Source organism: Cobetia marina (assembly GCF_001720485.1).
Taxonomy (GTDB): Bacteria; Pseudomonadota; Gammaproteobacteria; order Pseudomonadales; family Halomonadaceae; genus Cobetia; species Cobetia marina.
In genome coordinates this window covers 1,332,948-1,352,010 of the sequence record NZ_CP017114.1, presented here as the reverse complement: position 1 = coordinate 1,352,010, position 19,063 = coordinate 1,332,948, and the positions used below count along the sequence as shown (strand labels likewise).

Genomic DNA, 19,063 nt, shown 5'->3' with positions numbered 1-19,063 from the left:
TGATAACGTCAAAGAATCAGAAAATATCTTTTAAGATCAAAAATGAATACATGACCTCCGCTGCCCCGGGACACGTCAGCCCCACGCCGATGCCGAAACGCCGCGAGCGGGAGCGCGAAGGCGCTTACAGGCTGACACGCTCCACCCAGGTCTCGAGGCACTCTCCGTCGAGATCCACGACCCTGAAGCCTGGCCGCGCCGCCTCATCGACGGCGAAATCATGGCTGAGCGGCGCGAACTGGTCTGACGTGGAGGGCACGCCATAGACGGCGACACTGCCCTGCCCGCTCGGGCGCCGGGTGGCGAAAGCCTGATGGATATGGCCGCACAGGATGGCCCGCACCTGCGAGTGATGACTCAGGGTGTCCCACAGGGCTTCACGGTCGGCCAGGCCCAGCTGATCCATCCAGTCCGAGTCGATCGGCACTGGATGATGATGCATCGCCAGCAGCGTCGGCCTCGTATCCTCCTCGAGCGACAGCGACAGCGCCGCCAGCTGCTCGCGGCCAAGCTCGCCCCCCGCCTGTCCAGAGATGCGCGAGTCCAGACACAGCAGACGCCAGTCACCAAGATCAAGCTCTTGATGGAAAGGACGCAGCTCCTGCATGAAATCCGGGTGGTCATGATTGCCGGCCAACCAGAACCACGGACACCCCAGGGCATCGAACAGCTCCCCCGCCAGACGGTAGGAAGCAGGGCTCTCATCCTGGCTGACATCCCCGGTCACCAGCAGGATATCGGGACGCAGGCTTGAGGCATGCGCCATCACGGCCTCCAGCTGGCGCAAGGGGAAGCCCAGTCGTGAGCGCGCGTCAGGGTCGGCACGCAGATGACAGTCACTTATCTGGATCAGTCGCATGGGTCTCTCGAACAGCGGAAAAAAGAACAGAACCGCGATGGCCGGGCCATCGCGGTTCTTTCAGGCAGTCAAGCGGACAGCCGGTCAGGCGTGGAATCCGCAACGCGAATTCTCTTTCTGATCATGACGCTGGTGCCGCCCTCACTCCCCCATCCCGGCGGGCCTCACGACAGCCTCGTCACGGCAGCCTCGTCACGAGAACCTCGTCACGGCAATCGCGTCACGGCAGCCTCGTCACGAGAACCTCGTCATGGCAACTCGGGCACATCGGCTTGCCCGAAAGCCTGAGCATGGCTCAACCACTCGCCGAGGAAACGATTGAGCTGAAGCTTTTCATCCGGCTGGTGCATGCGAGGGTTCGGATAGCGGTTGCGCCCCGAGAAATGCCGTTGACGCTGGAAGTCGGTGACTTCGGCCATGCGTACATCGTGATAGAGATGCACGCTCATCCGCGGGGAATCGATGATGTGATCCAGCACGCCAGTCTGGGCAACCGTGACCATGGTGGTATAGGGCGCGCACTCGACCACCTCGAGCAACAGGGTACCGAAGTGGCCCTGATTGCCCGCCAGGGGAAAGGCGAAGCTGTCCCCCGCCTCGGCCTTGCCGAGGATGCGCGTGAGGCGCAGATAATTGGACCCGCACTCGGCATGGAGTGCTTTTAGGTCGGCCACATAGGCTTTCTTGACCTGCATGGGCAAACTCCTTGCGAATCTCAGAACATTGGCGTGCTGTCTAGCAGGGCACACCCTGTATCGTGCATGGCATGATGCGGGCAAAGCGCGACAGATCAAGCGCCGTGAGAGCGCCCGGCAGCGGGGTTTCGGCGCTCGGCACTGACGCAGGCATTGATCGACTGCCGGCCTGCCGGTGGCAGCAAGCCTCTAGAATAGCAGTTCTGGTGGGCAGGTTGAGGAACCCTGCGTGAGCCACGGGGGATTGCCAAGCAACGCCTTCGCTGTCTCAGGCGTGCATCACCCGCAGTGCAGCACGCTCCCGCAACAGCCACTGCATGGCCATGATCGCCATGGCATTGCCAAGCCTGCCCTGCTCCAGAAGCGACAGAGCCGCCTGGAAATCGAGCACATGCACGCGAATATCCTCGTTCTCTTCCGCCAGCCCATGCACCCCGCCCAGTCCGCTGCTGTCGCATAGCCCGATGAACAGGGTGACCTCTTCGGTGCAGGCGCCGGGGCTGGGGTAATAGCGGTAGAGCTCGATCAGCTCCTTCAACTCGCAACCGGCCTCCTCGACCGCCTCACGCCGCGCGACCTCCGCCGCGCTTTCCTGCTTGTCCACCAGGCCGGCGATGGGCTCCAGACTCCAGGGGGTGCGCTCGTCCTCGAGCATGCCGGCCCGGATCTGCTCGACGAAGACCACACGATCCGTCACCGGGTCATAGGGCAGCACACCGACGGCATCATGGCGAACATGCACCTCGCGCTGGATCACATCACTCCAGCCACCGTTGAAACGCCGATGGCGAAGCTCGCGCTGCTCCAGGCGAAAGAAACCGTCCTGCAGCACCCTGGTCTCGACCCGTTCGACATCGTCATGCGCAAAGACCTGCTGCCCTGCCACGTGCTCTGGTGTATCGCTCATGCATCCTCCTTGGCTGAAGTCGTATTATCCCGACCTCGCCCTGCGCTGGCCAGCCCGCCCACTGGACGTGAAAGCGGCACTGTCCGAAGGAAGTGCCCCTCGTCCAGTGCCGCCGAACGGTCACCGTTGTCCTGAAGCCGCGTGCGCGACACTCACTCCAGTCGTGTGATCAGTGCCTTGATCTCGCGCTTCAGCTCCTGATCGGCCAGCTCACGATTGGGCCGAGCCGGGCCCTTGAGCGCGAGCCGTGCATGCTTGAGTGCCTCGGCCTTCCTGCCCTCGGAGGCCAGATAGTCGGCATAGTAGAAATTGGTATCCATGCCCTGAGGATTGACGGCCAGCCCCTGACGCAGCACCTCCCCCGCCTTGTCATCATCGCCAAAGCCGACCGGCCACCCCGGCGCCTTGTCATACAGCGCCCCGAGCGTCACGTAGGCAGAGGCATTGTCGCCCCGGGGGTCAAGCTTGATGGCCTGCTCAAGGGTGGCCTTGGCTTCCTTGGCCAGATCCAGCGCCCCCAGTCCCCCTCGCGCCTTGGCCCACGACGCCAGGATGATACCCTCCCAGGTCAGCACATGGGCGTTGTCCGGGTATTGGTCCGCCAGCGCGCGCACTTCCTTGCCCAAGGCCTCCATGCCGGTTTCCTGAGCGTCCCCGGAGGATTGATAGTTGACCTGGGCCCAGCGTTTCATGAGTCCGAAGACGGCATCATCTCCTTCGGCGGCCTGGACGCCGGTCATGCCGGCCAGCGTGATGCCCAGCGCCATGCCTCCTGAGAGCATCAGCTGGTAGACACGATGCGTGGCGCGACGAGTACGGCGTAGCGATGACGGGATTGGCATGGACAGCTCCCTGAAATTCATTATTGTTGGCGGGATGATACGGCAATGCCCCTTGAGACCTGCGCCCTGGCAGGCGTGCTGGCGAATTGCCGCAATGGCGATATCACGAGAACGTGAACGGCATGCCAAGACTGTAACGAACGTTTGAATCTGCCGCCAACCCCCCTTGGTCGCAGGCCTCAACGCAAGACAGCGCCCTTTGCGGGCGCTTGCCCTTCATTTTCGCAGGCTGTGGAGAAAGACATGCAAGGTCGTAACATGACGCGCTGGCGCGATCCCAAGACCGATCCGCGTCAGGAAAAGAAGAGCAACGTGATCACCCCGCAGGGCCACTCGAAGATGAAGGCGCTGGCCGACCACCTGAGGCGCGTCAGGCGACCGGAGCTATCGCGCAAGACGGGCGAGGCCGCCGCCATGGGGGATCGCAGCGAGAATGCGGATTACACCTACAACAAGAAGGCACTGAATCAGACCATCGCCAAGATCGCCTATCTGGAAAAGCGTCTGGATGAACTGACCATCGTCGACCGCCTGCCCGCGGATCTGGAGCGCGTGTATTTCGCGGCCTTCGTGACGCTGGAGGATGAACAGGGAGAGGAGATGGAGATACGCATCGTCGGCCCTGATGAGACCGACAACGCGCGCCGCTGGATCAGCGTCGATGCCCCCCTCGCCCGGGCACTGCTGGGCAAGGGGCTGGATGATGACGTGAGCGTGGCAGCGCCGGGCGGCGAGACCACCTACATCATCACGGCCATCCGCTATCAGTCGCCGGAGGCGTAAGCGGCGGGCTTGGCATCAGGTCGCAGGGAATCAGGCCACAGAGGATCAGCGCGCCTTGCGTGCGCGATAGACCTTGAACTGGCGCGTTTCGGCCAGCACCTCGAATTCGCCGAAGGCCGCCTGCAACAGATCCGGATAGGGCAGGAAGGCATTGGCCACCAGCGTCAGGGTACCGCCCGGCACCAGGTGATCCGGCGCCTGGCTGATCAGACGCGCCGCCGGTCCGTAATCGATATCGCGCTCATGATGGAACGGCGGATTGGCCACGATGGCCTCGAACCGCTCGCCCTCGAACGCCGCGAAGACATCGCTCAGGCGTACGTCCGCCTCAAGCCCGTTGAGCGCCAGACTGCGACGGGTCGCCTCCACCGCGAAGGCACTGACATCGCCTGCCATCACGCGCGCACCGTGACGCGCCAGCCAGCAGCTGATGATGCCGTCACCCGCCCCGATATCCAGCGCCCGCTTGTAGCCACGGGTCGGCAGGTTCTCCAGCAGCAGCGCGGTACCCGGGTCCAGCTTGGCATTGCCGTAAAGGCCCGGATGGCTGGTCAGGCGCAGCTCCAGCGCCTCGAATTCGCCCCAGCCTTCTGTCCATTCTCCAGCCACTGCCAGTGGCGATTCACTGCTGGCGGCCTGTTCGGCCGTCAACTCACGCGTGGCGGATGACCACAGCTGGCAACGACGCGCGGTATCGTCCTTGCGGGCCGTCATTCCCAGTGCCTTGAGGATGCGCTCAGCGCGCTTGATGCCACCGTTGACCTCGCCCACCACCTTGATCGGCGTACCTGCCGGCAATACATGGCACAGCGCCACCAGCCACCACTCGCCCAGCGCATGCGCCTTGGGCCAGAACAGCAAGGCACCCACCGCCTCGCCAATCGTGGTATCCGCGCGGGCTTCGGCAAAGGCCACCGCATGGCTGACCTGGTGCCCGGCCTCCCGCGCGGCATTCACGATGCCGGTGTCATGCCCCCAGACACGCCGCTGGCGGTCTGATGACAGCCACCAGTCATCACGCGGTGCAGCGACCCACAGCCAATCACGGAAATCACTGTCCTGGCGTTCAAGCAACTGGCAGGCGGGGGTTTGAGCAGACATGAAGACTCCGAAAAGATAGGAAACGGCAGATGATGAACAGCAAGACGGCGCAGAAGCCTGCGCCGTGACACCTCAGGCAGGGCGCACCAGCTCATAGTGCAGGTAGCGTCCGAGATGGACGAAGGGGGGCGTGCGCCAGTGCTGGCACTCGAGGACCAGCAGTTTCTGCATGTCCCCCTCACTCAGCGGGTCGCGCGAGCGCAGATAATCATGGAAGACTCGCAGCCCTGTCAGCTCGCGCACCTCAAGCCCGGCCTCCTCGGCCCACTGGCGAATCTCGACATCACGTAGCGGCGAGATGGGCGTCAGACGCTTGCCCGTCCCCCAACCGGCCAACCGCCCGTCCAGCACCTTGTCGAAGTTGCCCTTGGTGACGTTGGAGAATGCCAGCGCGTCGCGATTGAAGACGCTCAATGACATCACGCCACCCGGTGCCAGCAGCTGTGCCAGCAGCAGAAACCCTTCACGCGGAGAGACCAGCCACTCAAGAACGGCATGGCAGACCACCACCGGCCATTGTCGGTGGGTGGCGGCGGCGAACCCCTGAAGATCACGTCCATCCCAGGTCAGGCGCTCTGTCAGGGTGTCCTGCGTCAGCGGGGCCGCATCCTCCTCTGGAGAGGACAGTCGCTGCATGGCGCGCTCACGCATCTCACCGGAAGGCTCGACCAGCGTCAGCTGATGGCCACGCGACAACCACCAGTGCGCCATCTGACCAAGCCCGGCCCCGATCTCGAGCACCTGGGTGGCCGGCAGATGGGCGAAACGCTCCTCCATCAACTGGCGAGTCAGCGCCAGACGCACCCTGCCACGCTCGGTGGTATAGAAGCCGCGCTCGAACTTTTCCGCCAGCCCATCGAAATGACGATCCGCCGTGGCACGACGGACACGGGACTCCCCTCGGACAGGCGGGTTGGAAGCATCAGACATGGCAGACAGGATCTCGAACGTTAAGGAATCGGAGGTCACGACTGGACGACAGTCGGCAGTGCAGACGCCGAAAGGCGCCGCGCGGGACAAGGCGGCAGGTAGGCTACTCCATCAAAGCCAGAATGCAAGCAGACTGCGGCGCAGAGCCCTGACATCCGGCCGGGCAGGCGGCATTCCCCCGCTCATTGAATCCACGTAACATGGCACCCTCCGCTCATCCCGCTCCCCTTGCCTCAGACCGAGCGCCGGATCCCCGGCAGTCTTCCGTCACTGGCACCGCTGGGAGTTGATGGCTCATCCCACATCTTTACGGACAGATGGCCACCATGAAACAACGCGTCCTGCTTGTGGTACGCAAGCTCAACATCGGCGGGATCCAGCGAAACACCGTCAATCTGGCCAATGTCCTGTGCCGCGAAGGTCACGAGGTGCATGTGCTCGTGCTCAAGGGTGAACTCGAACTCATCCCGGACCCGGGCGTACATGTCCACCAGATCGACTTCGACAAGGCATTCCGCAAGACCGGCATTGGCCTGGTGTATGACCTCTTCACCCGCGCAGTGCTCAACCCTCTGATCAAGGGCTCTGGATTCGTCTGGCGCGGCTATTACGGTGGCGCCTACCTGCGGCGATTCATCCGTACCCTGGAAACACGCCATGGCCCCGTCGATCGGGTGATCATGCGCGGCCAGGGCGCCTTCGAGACGGTCTGGTCACTCAAGGACCCGCGCCTGTGGCAGGTCACCGTGTCCTGGCCCGGTGACATCCGCCAGGGCTGGCGTCAGAAATTCCTGCTCAAGCGCCTATACGCCGACAAGCAGATCATCTGCAATACCGACAATGTCCGCGAGCAACTCGAGCGACTGCTCTCGCAACACGCTGTCACGCCTCGACGCCTCGCCACCATCGGCAACGTCTGCGATCTCGATGCCATCGCGCAGATGGCGGATGAGCCCGTGGAGCTGCCATCACGTCCCTATGTCGTGCAGGTATGTCGCCTGTCGGACGTGAAGCGTCAGGATGTCCTGATCAAGGCCTATCTCGCCGCGGATATCGAGGAAGACCTGGTCATCGTCGGCGATGGGCCAAAGCGCGAGAGTGTGGAGAACCTGATTCGCGAGCTCGGGGTGGGCGACCGGGTCCATCTCATCGGCAGCCGGGTCAATCCCTACCCGTGGATGAAGCATGCCCGTCTGTTCATTCTCAGCTCGCGCAGTGAAGCCTTCGGAATCGTGCTGGTGGAAAGCATGTGCTGCGGCACGCCATGTGTCGCGCCGGATGTCCCCGGTGGGGTCCGCAATGTGCTGATCCATGATCAGGCGCGGCTGATCTCCGAGAACAGCATTGAAGGCCTGGCAGCCAAGATCCGCGAAGGGCTCGAGAACCCGCCGTCACTCGCCGAGGATCCGGAGTTGATCGAACGTTTCCGCGACACCCGTATCATGCAGGAATTTCTGGCCCTGCCAACGGATGCCGAGGCAGCACATCGCGACTGAACACAACGCGATGGAATGACGAGATGCCCTGCCCCGCCCGGCACGACTGCCATTCTCCGGGCAACAGGTCAGGGCATCATAAATGACGTGCCATGCATGAGGCGCCGTGCTGCTCAAGCCGGGGTCCGGCTCACTCTGAAAGCTGCTGGCGCATGGGCGCGCAGGACGTGACCCGCAAGCCAGAGGGCAGGCAAGCGAGAGACAGCAGAAAGACACCCTGTACAGAGAGTGACGAGAGATTCAGGAAAGAATGACGCGGGGATGAATGAAGGGCTGGCGCCCCCTGCAGGAGTCGTACAGCCCCGCCATTAAAGACATGTATCACGATTTTCTCTTTCACCATACACACCACCATACAAGACTAGCGGCGCTAGGTTGAGCTTCAATGATGCGTCAGGGTGAATGGGGTTATCGCAGGCACAGCATGCAGTCATACCTCGACCACCACCACCGGCAAGCTCGGCGCCACGCCAGTGATCTGATCCCCCTCCACGTAGACCATGCTACCCACCTGTGCATCGCCCTGACAGGTGCGCATACCGCCCCCTACTAGATCCACGCGCACGCGCGATCCACTGACACTAATCACTTCCCCTACCTGCCGCGGTATGCTAGGAAATAATGCTAGTAGTCGCTTGTAGGGATTCCCCATTGCTTTTCTCCGTTTTGTAAGTAAAGTAAATTAAGCCTCTGATTGAAAAATCAGATCACATTGACAGTTTAAAGGCAATAAGATGGATGATAACGAAGGAGCTAAGAACAAGATTAAATTGATAGCAGCATATGAAGAATTATGCCTAAAGTACTCTACAAACTATTCAACTTTGTGGAGCTTTTTTCAAGCTAGTAATCTAGATGCAGAGCAAACACTACTAAAAGCCGGCCATGTTGAATCGACAGTAGAAAAACTGATCTTAGAAGCCGGGGAGGAACATCTAAGGGAAGTAGGAGTATTATTGAAGGGGGACGAAAAATACCCTGAATTAATGAATAACGTTAAAAATAGCCCACAACTTCTTTATTTCCTAGGCAACCCTGACCTTTTAAAAACAAAGACTATAGCAATTATTGGTTCAAGAGAGGCTTCGTTTGAAGGTCAACAACGAGCACATAAAATAGCCAAGCTATTAATCGAACATGATTACACGTTGGTATCCGGCCTTGCTGATGGCATTGATACAATCGTGCATCAAACTGCCGTACTAAGTGGAGGCAATACTATTGCAGTAATTGGGACTCCTACACATAAAAGCTACCCTAAAAAGAATTCGAGTTTTCAAAATTATATCTCAAGAAACCATCTACTAATAAGCCAAATACCGTACCTATATTATTCCGGTCAATCCTACAAGGCTAATAGCCGCTTTTTCCCGGAGAGAAACGCAACTATGTCCGGCATATCTAAAGCGACGGTCATAATTGAAGCCAAAGATAAATCAGGCACGTTAACTCAAGCTCGTCATGCAATACGTCAAGGCAGAAAATTATTTATACTCAATAGCTGTTTCGAGGATAAAACGTTAACATGGCCTAATGAGTATTTAAAACTCGGAGCAGTAAAAGTCAACGATATCAGTGATATCACAAACAATATAAACTAAACAAGGGATTGTATAATGTCGGTTATAATTTGCTCTACAAAGATAATGTATGAAAATGGCGTTTGTTCAACAGACGTGGCTACCTCCTTAAAAAACATTGCCGCAAAACAGCAGCATAGTGTTTACATGGTATCAAATCATAGTAAGCCAACTTGGTTCGATGCACATTTCTCAGGTAGCTCTGTGAAGTTTTTACAAGAGCTAGGAAGACAAAAAGGCACTATTATCAGTTCAATTGCCGATGCTGAAGCATCTACGATATTTGATGTGATAGTGCTAGCATATAGCAAAATTGACGTGCAAATGGGAACAAATGGCAACGCCCTTATTATAGGGGCCTCATGGTCTAATGAAGACTATGTGCGCAATCTTGGGATTAGCTCTGGTACTCCTTCTGATTTTGAGAAAATTGTAGACACAATTAGTTCTTGGGATAATCTGTGGTGGCACCATGTAGATTTTTGTTCCTACACAGTATCATCCTTATCAGACCTATCGGGCTACAATCAATCCCAACCGCAAAGTGATTTTTCCGCTAGGATTACGAAGGTTGTAAAAAATGGCGGAAACAAACTAAACTCTTTATTAGCTATTACAGCCAGATCCTTACTGAAGGACAATATCACAAATATAGAAAAAACCATGTGGGGTATATACCCATCATCTTCTAGCACTAACAATGATACAGATGTATTAAGTGAGTTTAGTCATAGACTCAGGACTGCAACTACTCGCGCTCGGCATGCAAAGAGAGAAGAACCACTTTTTATACGACATTCAGCTTCACCTAAGAGATCAAAAGGTGCGTCTACAGGTCGAAGTATACCTAACAATCAAATAGAAACCATACATATCAACCCTTTCTACAAGAAATCTTTGAAAGATAAAAACGTAATCTTGCTGGATGACTGTACAACTTATGGTGTGTCTTTTGGTGTAGCCGCGGCATTGTTGTTAAAAGGCGGTGCAAAATCTGTAAAAACTATTGCGCTAGGTAAGTTTGGAAACTGTTTGAAAGGTTATGATATAGATATACATAGTGATCCTTTCTCGCCGATCCCGTCTACAGGGTATACTTTCAATGGACTAATAAGCAGTCCAGGAAGATCGTATCAGGCCAACCAAAACTCTTTGATAAATATATTATAGAGCATGTTTGCTCTGCTGCTCTAACAGATCAACTCGATATAAAAATTAACCTTCAGCGCTCGGCATGATGTGCGAGCGCTGCTATATTTAAAACAACATCAATCCCTTTTCCTCTCATCACGACAATGATAGCAACATCAAACAATAGCTATGGATATTCACCATTCTAACGGCCTTCTTTCTAATTCAGATTGATATCCCTCGCAAGCTCACTGATGAAAGCGCTGCAGCTCGAGGGATTGACGGACGCTCAGGGCTCGCCCCTGCAGGCTTGCACTGACGCTCACGCCACGCGCGACACCACGCCAGCCATCACACTCGATCAGCTGCCCAGGCAACACCAGCCCACCCAGCGAGGCGCTCAATGGCATCTCGATGCTTTCCGTGGACTGGCGCAGTGTGGCGGCAAGCTCTGCGATGCCGCGCGATTGTGCGGGCGCCTGCTCGGTAATGAGGCTATCCACCACGGTGGGTGCCAGCTGATCGCCCGCGGTGCCCTGCCGGATGATCTGGGCCTGAATGCCGCCGGTATCACCATACAGCCACACGGCATTGCGGGCATCGCCTGGCTGCTGATCGCTGCCCAGCTGGGTGATGATGTCACGGGGCACCGCCAGATCAGCCTCGACCTCAGCCCAGCGCCAGGGCGCTGCCTCGAAGCGTGACGCCACGATAATGGTCTGATCCTGCTGATGGGCCTGCACATAGCCGCCGGCCGCCTGGGCGATCCGCGAGATGGCGTCGATGGGCGCGAGGCTGTCATAACTCCACGCACCGGCGGGCACCACCCAGTCAGTCATGCGCCAATCCAGTGACCAGCCCTCTGGCAGCTCAGCACGGGCAAGCTGCGAGGCGGTGGCCTGGCTGTCCTCGGTGTAGCTGCGCGCGGTGGCGTAGGGCGCGCCCAGGTACGCCGCGAGCGAGCGGCCGCTGATGGTCACGCTATGGCTCTGCCAGCTCTCAGAGCGTCGCCAGCCATCCACCAGGCACCGCCACTGCTCGCCATTGATCTCGGCCATCACCTCCACCGGCTGGCCATCGGTGCCGGTCACCAGCGCTTGAGCATCACGCCCTGCCAGGCCGGCAGAGAATGACCATGCCCAGCTGTCAGCGTCGATGCTGAGCGTCATCTGGGTGGCCGGCAGCTCCAGGCCATCGGAGAGGCGCACCAGGCGCGCGGAGTTTTGCACGATATAGAGCCTTTTGACGGGAATGGTCGGGGTGGGTATCTCACACGTCAGACCGAACTGCAGCACCCACGGGGCGCTCGGCATGGCGTGGCAGAATTGCAGGGTGGTGGTGCCCTCCACCGGCTCGAGCACCGGCGGCTCAGGCGGATCTGGCGGCAAGTCGATGCCAGGCGGTGGCCGGCGGGCCTGCTCCCAGGGCACGCGCCAATCGTCGCCGGTGGTGCGCCCCTGCTGATAGGGCACATCCATCGTCACCGGCTCGAGGGTGCGGGCCTCCTCATAGCGCGAGCGCCGGCGGGCATCATTGCGGGGCGGGTGCTGATAGCCGCTCGAGCGAGCAGCGGCGATGCCCTGCCCCTGCTCCCATACCGGCCGAGAAGCGCGGCGGACACGCGGCAGCTGCAGCCACTGGCTGCCACTGAGGGTGCCCAGGATGCGCTCGGCCTGCTCCCACCGCGAGCCACTGATGGCATCGGTGCGGGGGCGTGCCGCCCACTGGCCGCCCTGGCTGGCCGCAAGCGTTGCGCCCTGCTCGAAAGCTGACGCGGTGGTGCCATAGGGGCGAGCCGGCTGCTCCCAGCGGGTGCTGCCCTGGGCCTCGAGCGGGACCGCGTTCTCGAAACGGGCACCGGCACTATCTGATGGCCCACGAAAGACATTGATCTCGCGGGTCAGCGCGACATCGACCACCGCCGGCGCGCCCAGCGTGGCCACCAGCGAAAGGCTGACACCATGCTCGACGCGGATCTCTGCCGTCACCGGCGGCGCGCTCGCCTCCAGACTGAGCGACTGGATCAGCTCGAGCTGCGCACGCACGGTGGCTGCTGGCATCACCAGGCTAGCCGCGATCTCGATGGCTCCACCCTGGGCGAGCCGAGCATCGAGGGATGGCGGCGTCAGCTGGGCATCAAGCACCAGCTCGCGCGGCAGCTCCAACGCCTCAGTGGCACCGCCGAAGCCCAGCACGACATTGCCACCCGCCGGCGGCACATAGTCACCGGCGAACAGCAGCAGCAAACCAGGATCGCCACCCAGGCGCAGCTCGAGCGCTCGCGCATTCCAGGGGGCAAGCCCCTGGACAAACTGCAGCCTGATCTCTCTCACGGTGCCCCCTAGCCCTCAGCGAATACCATGCGGCTGATCCGCGTCAGTATCCCGCGATAAATCGTTGTCGAGCTGATGGTCACGTCAGCGCCTGATCCCTCGATGCCGACATCCAGATCCATCACCCAGGCACCCGCGCCATCGACCAGGCGCGACCAGGTGGCCTCGCCATCGGCATCGGCCATCACCTCCTCGAAGGCTGCCCCCGTCAGGACGCCACCAGAGAGATCGGCGGCGAATGGCTGGGGTACCTCCAGCGTGGCCAGCGCCACCTGATCGGTGACGGCAGCACCAGGTGATGGGCGGGTGCCGGAGTACACGACGAATGACGCCGGCGAATCGCCGGCATCAATCGCGCCGGCGATGGCCGCCAGGCGTGCATTTTTCACGCTTGTCGAGAAGCTGATCACGGGCTGTCCTCCACCTCAGAATGCACGTTGTCTGACACGACAGCGTTTTGCTGCAGGGTGTAATCGAAGGCCATCACATAGAACGCGCGGCGAGGGTCGAGATCCGTAAAGCGGTATTTGCCATCGGCCCCGCTCCACGCCTCGCGCACGATGCGGCCGGTGATCCGGTCATGCACCCGCACGCGCCGGCTGATCGGCTGGGCATGGATGTCCAGCACGGTGCCGGCAATGACGCCCATGCGCGCGGGATCTGAGACGCCGCCAGTGGCCGTGCCATTGCCGCCACTGCCGTCGAGCTGATCGACATGAACCATCAAGCCGCGTCGCGGGATTGCCACCACTGAGCTGCGCCCACTCGCGCCAATGGATAGCGGGTTCGATATCGGCCCACTGATCAGCGCTGATATGCCAGCCCCGCCAGTCACAAGCTCTCGCTGCGCCCTCTCTGCCACATCGCTTGCGAGATGGTTGGCCACCTCCTCCTCGGTAATGAGTCGGTTATACACTGCAAACGATTCTATGCGACCAGAACCTCTAACCCCTTTTACAGTGCCGGATGACGAATAAGCACCAATATACATTTCTGTTGACATAGCAATGTCTAGCCCCGCTACACTCAGCTCAAGATCAGGGCGCAAACTGCCATTGATAATGTAAGAAACGCTTTCATTATCTCGATCAACCAACAAAGCAATGTGATCATAGTCACCGCCAAACACATAATCAGCGCGACTACCGGATGGCCCGCCGCCGTTATAATAAACATGATTAGCGAACGCGGTAGTAAACCCAATCAAAAACTGATAACCACCCTTGTCGGGCTTATTTATCGAGATGGTGGGCGCTACTTCGTTACTTTGATTTGCGAGGAAAAACTCACAAGTAAAACTGCCGCCCGCCACTATATGATCAGACAACTGCAGCACGGCATATGCGTCGCCATTGAAGCCAGTCACATGGGTATATTCTCGCGCACGCTTATAAGCCTGCGGAGAGAATACGGGGTTCGGATCAATTGCCTCTACTGCAGATGGCGATGCGCCCAGGTTTTCTATATTCCCTGCGCTATCCATCACCAGATAGTCGGCAGGCGAATCCGCAAGCACTGCACTCTGGTAACTCATGCCTGCCTCCAGTCATCTAAGCGGAACGCGATCAGACCACCCTCAGCATCATCACTCTTAGTTGCCACCATGCACGTCAGCACCGGCACGCCCTCGAGCATGGGCAGGTTATCCATGACGGCCATATCATAGACACTGGAAGAATGCAGCGGCTCGAGGACGCCTGGCAGGTAGCCACGGATAGACTGGCCGGCGCGAGCCTCTTGTGTCTCGCCTTCACTACCCTCACGCACAATGATCCTATTGAGCGAAATGTAAAATCCATTATCGGATTTATTGGGATAGCCAATAACACTCCCCATCCTTTCACCAGTGCCGATCAAAGATGCTGATACATCGCCTGGCAGTTGAGTGTGACCTCTGCTTATTGACGTTGCATAATCATCGCCATACTCGAGTAAACGCGGATACATATTGTAGGACGTTGATTGCCAGCCTTCAGAGGATGATATGCCAGAATTCAAACAATGGTACGCATCCCCTGGCCTAACAGATAGGATGTCGCCACTGGGGATAAATCCTCTTTGCCCTGATTCCCCATAGCGATTCATATAGTAAAACATAAGAGGATCAGCAACGATCACCCAGTCATGTGCGACGTTAAGCTCTAGCCCTGAACACGGCCAAAATCGCCCCGTAGCACTCTCGTAGGTGTCTAAGTCCACAAACCCAGGCACCCATCTGGCGAGTGCAAAGCGGGTGTAGCTATTGGGATTGCTGCTGTACTGCGAGCGATTCCCATTGCTAACAATTAGCGTCAGATCGGTGGCACGCGAGTCAGTGCGCTGGAAAGCTATGCGGTAGGTTTCGGCGTCCTCTGCCACCACCTCCCAGCCACCCACGGGAGCCGTCTTGATCTCGATCAGCTCGCCGGTCGCCTCAGTGGCAGCGGGCGCGGTATTGAGCGCGAAGCGCACCCAGTCGCTGCCGATGGCAGTCACGCGGTGCTCGCCATTGTAGCCAGCCTGGTCTGCCCCGCTGATGGCGATCACCTGCCATTTGAGATAGCCGTGGCCGCTGCCCACGCTCGCGGTGGCTTGCTGGGCGGTACTGTCATACGTCAGCGAAGCGATGGGCTTGGTGTTGAAGCCGGTCACAAGGCAGGCTTTCAGCAGCTCGATCAGCGCACCATATTGGTCGCCATTCTCGGGGCTGCCGCCCATGTCACTGCTGAACCACTTCACGGAAAAATCGGCCATCTTGAACGTCTCCAGAAACAAGGCCGCCCAGCGAGTGGCTGGGCGGTTGAGGGATAGGGATAGAGGGTTGCGCCTGCCGCCTACGGTCAGGCGTTGGCGTTGCCACGGATCTGCAGCCTAAAGCTGTCTTGCTGGCCGCTGGCCGGCCCCTGCAGGATCACGCGCGCCAGCCACATCGGGAAGGATGCGCCGATGGTCGAGAAGCGGATCACGTTGCCATTCACCCAGCCGGCCCCGAAGCCGCCCGCCTTGAGCGTCCAATAGGGTACGCCCTGATTCGGGTTGATAGGCGACGTGTCCTCATTGATATTGCCCACGCCGATCTCGCCCACGGTGCGGCCGATGATGCGGAACGTGCTCGAGCTGGTGAAGATCAGCGCCCAATCCTCAGTGATGGCCCCGCGATTGGTGATGATCGGCGGGTAGGTGGTCACGTTGTACTCGGCCAGGGTGCCATCTGCGCCATCGTTGTCGTCTTTGCTCCAGTCTCGATCCCAGCTCGAGAGATCGAAGAAATCAGCCACGCGCGCTTGCAGATCGCCAGCCACCATCGCGGCGCTGACCAGCGTCTCGCCGGCGGGGTAGTCATGGCTCAGATTGCCCTTGAGCGTCAGCGCCCCCGATAGATCCACGTCACCCACCAGCAGCATGTCCTCGACGCGGTGCAGGGCGTACCAGGGTTCGGGGTGGGTGGCCGTGTCAGGCGCGGCGAGCTGCACGGTGCCGGCATCGAGGTCTGCACTGTACTGGGTGGCGGGCACCTCCTCGCCGGTGGCATCCTCCACCACCAGACTGGCCAGCCGCGAGCGGCCAACATCCAGCGTGGTGCCGCCACCAATCCCCAGCGGGAACGGGGCGCGGCCGGTGTGATGCACCACCACCACGCCGCCGGCGCGATAGATGGGCACTCGGCCATCGCTGGGCAGGCGCACGGGGTCGATGCCGATCAGCTCAGCCTCGAGCGGCAGCGTGGTCAGAATGACGGCATTGAAACGCGCGGTGCTCGGGATCACCTGGGTGGGCCGCCAGATCATGCCGGCGTCATCCACGGCGGTGGCGTCGTACCAGGATTCGGCGCGCTCGGCAGCGCTCAGGCTGTCATTGCTGACCAGCTTGCCGAAGGTCACGCGCACCACCCCCGTCTCGAAGCTCGCGCTGCCTGACATCTCGTCACCCTCGATCTCGCCAGAGAGTGCTGCCTGGCCGGTGATCGAGCGGCCGTCGAGCGTCGTGGCCTGGATCAGCAAACCACCCACCTGCAGCGGCGAGCCTGGCGTGCGGAAAAACGCCTCATCGAGCGTCCAGGTGCCGAAGGTAGAAACCAGCGTTTTGACGGTGATGGTGGCGCTGGTGCCGCTCGGCCAGTCGGTGATGCGGGCATCGCCGGTGCCATAGTCGATGGTCCCCGCGAGAACGCCGGCCCCGTTGCTGGTCACGCTGCGATAGAGACTGCCCTGGCGGTCGATGAACGTATCGCCTCGGAAAATGAAAGACAGCGTGCCAGGCACGACGCTATCTTGCAGCAGGGGCATCAGCTCGACATCGAGCGGGGCGAGATCCTGGGTGATGGTGTGGGTGGTCGGGGCGGCGCTGTCCAGCTGACTGGTCAGCCAGACGCTCGAGCCATTCTCGAAAACGTCGCGTTTCTCTTTGCTGCCCCACTCGCGGTGCGTGGCATCGCCATCATCCCACTCGCTGACCTCGCGGATCTTCTCGACCTCGAAGGTCACCGCGCCGGTGGCATAGTCGATACTGCCCTCCCATCCACCATTGAAGCCGCCACGGCCATCATCGGTGATGGTGTAGGTGACATCTGCCTCGCCGCCATTCTGCTCGACAGTCTCCCAGGTGCCGGTGCGCGGGCTGCTGCGCGACTCGCTCTCGCTGCTCGACCAGGTGCGTACCACCGACCAGGTGATGGCCACGCTACCAGGACGCACCGGCGCATCACTGATGCTGAGGCTGACCAGGCCGGCCCCGTTGGCAGACGGCAGGAATTGCTCGGTTTTCGGTGCCCCGTAGTCATATTCGATCTCGACCTGGGTGCTGGCATCTGGGAAGGCGTCGCCATTGAACTCGACATACGCCTCGCCAGGCTGGGGCGCGCCACTGCCGTCGGCATAGCCATAGACCACGCGGCCGGTGGCTGCGCCGCTGAGGCTCCCCAGGCCATCATCGGTGGCTGACTTCTCGCTGCCGCCAGAGATCCAGCGCACGGTAACGCTGCCAGGCATCACGCCGGCGTGATCGAGCACGAACGTCATCCAGGGTTTGTCGATGGTGGCCTGGCCGGCGCGGTCCTCATAGTGGGCCGGCGTGCCCCAGCTGAACAGCACCGAACTGCCGACATCCGGCAGGCCGCCCAGCGTCACGCTGACAGATCCGGTGGCGTAGTCCACGCGCCCCGCCCCGCTGCCGCTCAGATCGCCATTGGCGTCATCGTCGCGCAGCTCATACCACTTGCCCAGCGAGCGATACGCGATCACCACGCTACCAGGTGCCGGCAGTGGGTCCAGGCGACTGACATAGGTGAAGCCACGGTTATTCAGCTCGATAGCGATCTGGGTGGTGCTGGCGATCTGCGCCACCTCGAAGGTCGAGCCACCGCTGCTGACGCTGATGGTGGCCGTGCCGCCCACCTGCACATCGGTCACCGCCTGCTCGGTGGTGGTGGCCGGCACAAGCGGCGCATAGGTGCTGGCCACGGTGACGCTATTGGCCCCGAAGGTGGCCGGCTGGGTCAGGGTGCTGACGCCATAGTAACGGGCGGCATCGGTGCTCTGCCCCTCGCGGATCACGGTGTCAGGGTTGAGGGTGCCAGGCTTGGGCTGCACGCCATAGACGCGCTGGCGCAGCGCGGTGGATAGCCCCAGCGTCAGCACGCGGCGCTCGAACGTCTGCACGTTGCTGCCGTTCTCATACTCAAACGTTCTGATCTCGTGGTCGATCTCTGAGATGCGCACATATTGGACCTCGCCGGCGGCATCGCCCTGCTCGGTCATCAGCGCCAGCACATCGCCCAGATCGGGCAGCGTAGCCTCTGGCATCTGGAAAGTGATGATGCTGCGCTGGCCGGCCAGCTGATCGCCCAGCAGCGTCATGCGCGAGGTCGCGCCGGCGGTCACATAGCTCTCGACATAATCGCGGGACTCGGCACGCTCATCAGATGGCGAGCCGGTATCGAACATCACCACGCTGACATTCGGATCAGCCGGCACCTGGTCAATGATCGCGTGCGCGCCGAAATACTGGGCGGTGTTGTCGGTCAGCACGCCGGCCCCGACCTTGCGCAGCGAGGTGCGCCCCGCCGCGCGATCAAGATCAGAGATGTCATCAAAGATGTCATTGCTCTCGCCATCGGTCACGGGGCGGCCAGTCAGCCGGCCACCGCCATCGGCGTTATCGGTCATGCGCTCAGACTGCAGGATGCGGATGTCGCCGCTATGGATTGTTTCGTCACTCATATTTCACCTTGGCCATTTAAAGTTTTTTCTTGTGCTCGATGAACAAATAATTCTCACACTGCATTGACTGCATTTAACACATATTAAACTTTTAAGGCATGTAATAGCCGAGTGTTTAATTATCGATAAACCATTAATCTTTCAGTCGCCGCCTTAAAACCCGTGAACAATTGAATCCCTTGTGCTAGAAATTAGAGGCTAACCAAAAA

General features: G+C 59.8%; 16 protein-coding genes. 4 read left to right on the top strand and 12 right to left on the bottom strand.

From position 1 onward, the window contains the following. Positions 1 to 124 precede the first annotated feature (124 nt). From BFX80_RS05845 to BFX80_RS05830, 4 genes are all read right to left on the bottom strand, one after another. Complete coding sequence (locus BFX80_RS05845; RefSeq protein WP_084208198.1) at positions 125 to 859, bottom strand: metallophosphoesterase; 735 nt, start codon at positions 857 to 859, stop codon at positions 125 to 127. Positions 860 to 1,107: 248 nt separating this feature from the next. Next, the gene (locus BFX80_RS05840) at positions 1,108 to 1,554 is read right to left on the bottom strand and encodes a DUF1249 domain-containing protein (protein ID WP_077374279.1); all 447 of its coding nucleotides are present in this window, start codon (positions 1,552 to 1,554) and stop codon (positions 1,108 to 1,110) included. Positions 1,555 to 1,822: 268 nt separating this feature from the next. Beyond that, entirely contained in the window at positions 1,823 to 2,461 is a 639-nt protein-coding gene (locus BFX80_RS05835) for an NUDIX domain-containing protein (RefSeq protein WP_077374282.1), read from the bottom strand. Positions 2,462 to 2,613: 152 nt separating this feature from the next. Continuing rightward, positions 2,614 to 3,303, bottom strand: a complete 690-nt coding sequence (locus tag BFX80_RS05830; protein WP_077374285.1) for a tetratricopeptide repeat protein — start codon at positions 3,301 to 3,303, stop codon at positions 2,614 to 2,616. A 243-nt stretch (positions 3,304 to 3,546) separates the two neighbouring features. Between BFX80_RS05830 and BFX80_RS05825 the strand changes: the two genes are divergently transcribed. Beyond that, complete coding sequence (locus tag BFX80_RS05825; protein ID WP_084208197.1) at positions 3,547 to 4,086, top strand: GreA/GreB family elongation factor; 540 nt, start codon at positions 3,547 to 3,549, stop codon at positions 4,084 to 4,086. A 45-nt stretch (positions 4,087 to 4,131) separates the two neighbouring features. On the opposite strand, the gene BFX80_RS05820 is transcribed toward BFX80_RS05825, so the two are convergent. Together BFX80_RS05820 and BFX80_RS05815 are read right to left on the bottom strand one after the other, a co-directional pair. Next, on the bottom strand, positions 4,132 to 5,187 hold the full coding sequence (locus BFX80_RS05820; RefSeq protein WP_084208196.1) for a methyltransferase: 1,056 nt from the start codon (positions 5,185 to 5,187) through the stop codon (positions 4,132 to 4,134). A 72-nt stretch (positions 5,188 to 5,259) separates the two neighbouring features. After that, a complete protein-coding gene (locus BFX80_RS05815; protein ID WP_084208195.1) occupies positions 5,260 to 6,117 on the bottom strand; it encodes a methyltransferase domain-containing protein in 858 nt (285 codons plus the stop codon). A 326-nt stretch (positions 6,118 to 6,443) separates the two neighbouring features. On the opposite strand from BFX80_RS05815, the gene BFX80_RS05810 reads away from it, so the two are divergent. After that, a complete protein-coding gene (locus BFX80_RS05810; protein WP_164850279.1) occupies positions 6,444 to 7,613 on the top strand; it encodes a glycosyltransferase in 1,170 nt (389 codons plus the stop codon). Positions 7,614 to 8,043: 430 nt separating this feature from the next. On the opposite strand, the gene BFX80_RS18190 is transcribed toward BFX80_RS05810, so the two are convergent. Beyond that, on the bottom strand, positions 8,044 to 8,178 hold the full coding sequence (locus BFX80_RS18190; protein WP_276204872.1) for a hypothetical protein: 135 nt from the start codon (positions 8,176 to 8,178) through the stop codon (positions 8,044 to 8,046). 169 nt (positions 8,179 to 8,347) lie between these two features. Between BFX80_RS18190 and BFX80_RS05805 the strand changes: the two genes are divergently transcribed. Together BFX80_RS05805 and BFX80_RS17765 are read left to right on the top strand one after the other, a co-directional pair. Next, entirely contained in the window at positions 8,348 to 9,214 is an 867-nt protein-coding gene (locus BFX80_RS05805; protein ID WP_084208194.1) for a DNA-processing protein DprA, read from the top strand. A gap of 15 nt (positions 9,215 to 9,229) precedes the next feature. Next, a complete protein-coding gene (locus tag BFX80_RS17765; protein ID WP_157109438.1) occupies positions 9,230 to 10,363 on the top strand; it encodes a phosphoribosyltransferase in 1,134 nt (377 codons plus the stop codon). Positions 10,364 to 10,572: 209 nt separating this feature from the next. Here BFX80_RS17765 and BFX80_RS05800 read toward each other — a convergent pair whose 3' ends face one another. From BFX80_RS05800 to BFX80_RS05780, 5 genes are all read right to left on the bottom strand, one after another. Then, positions 10,573 to 12,657 (bottom strand): hypothetical protein, encoded by a 2,085-nt coding sequence (locus BFX80_RS05800; RefSeq protein ID WP_084208193.1) that lies wholly within the window; start codon positions 12,655 to 12,657, stop codon positions 10,573 to 10,575. A gap of 8 nt (positions 12,658 to 12,665) precedes the next feature. After that, positions 12,666 to 13,067 carry a hypothetical protein gene (locus tag BFX80_RS05795; RefSeq protein ID WP_043336616.1) on the bottom strand — a complete coding sequence of 134 codons (402 nt, stop codon included), beginning with the start codon at positions 13,065 to 13,067 and terminating at the stop codon, positions 12,666 to 12,668. Beyond that, complete coding sequence (locus BFX80_RS05790) at positions 13,064 to 14,191, bottom strand: LamG-like jellyroll fold domain-containing protein (RefSeq protein WP_084208192.1); 1,128 nt, start codon at positions 14,189 to 14,191, stop codon at positions 13,064 to 13,066. Before BFX80_RS05790 ends, BFX80_RS05795 begins: the two co-directional genes overlap by 4 nt. Further along, complete coding sequence (locus tag BFX80_RS05785; protein ID WP_084208191.1) at positions 14,188 to 15,390, bottom strand: hypothetical protein; 1,203 nt, start codon at positions 15,388 to 15,390, stop codon at positions 14,188 to 14,190. Before BFX80_RS05785 ends, BFX80_RS05790 begins: the two co-directional genes overlap by 4 nt. 86 nt (positions 15,391 to 15,476) lie before the next feature. After that, positions 15,477 to 18,854, bottom strand: coding sequence for a hypothetical protein (locus tag BFX80_RS05780; protein ID WP_084208190.1), 3,378 nt, complete (start codon positions 18,852 to 18,854; stop codon positions 15,477 to 15,479). Between the last annotated feature and the right edge of the window lie 209 nt (positions 18,855 to 19,063).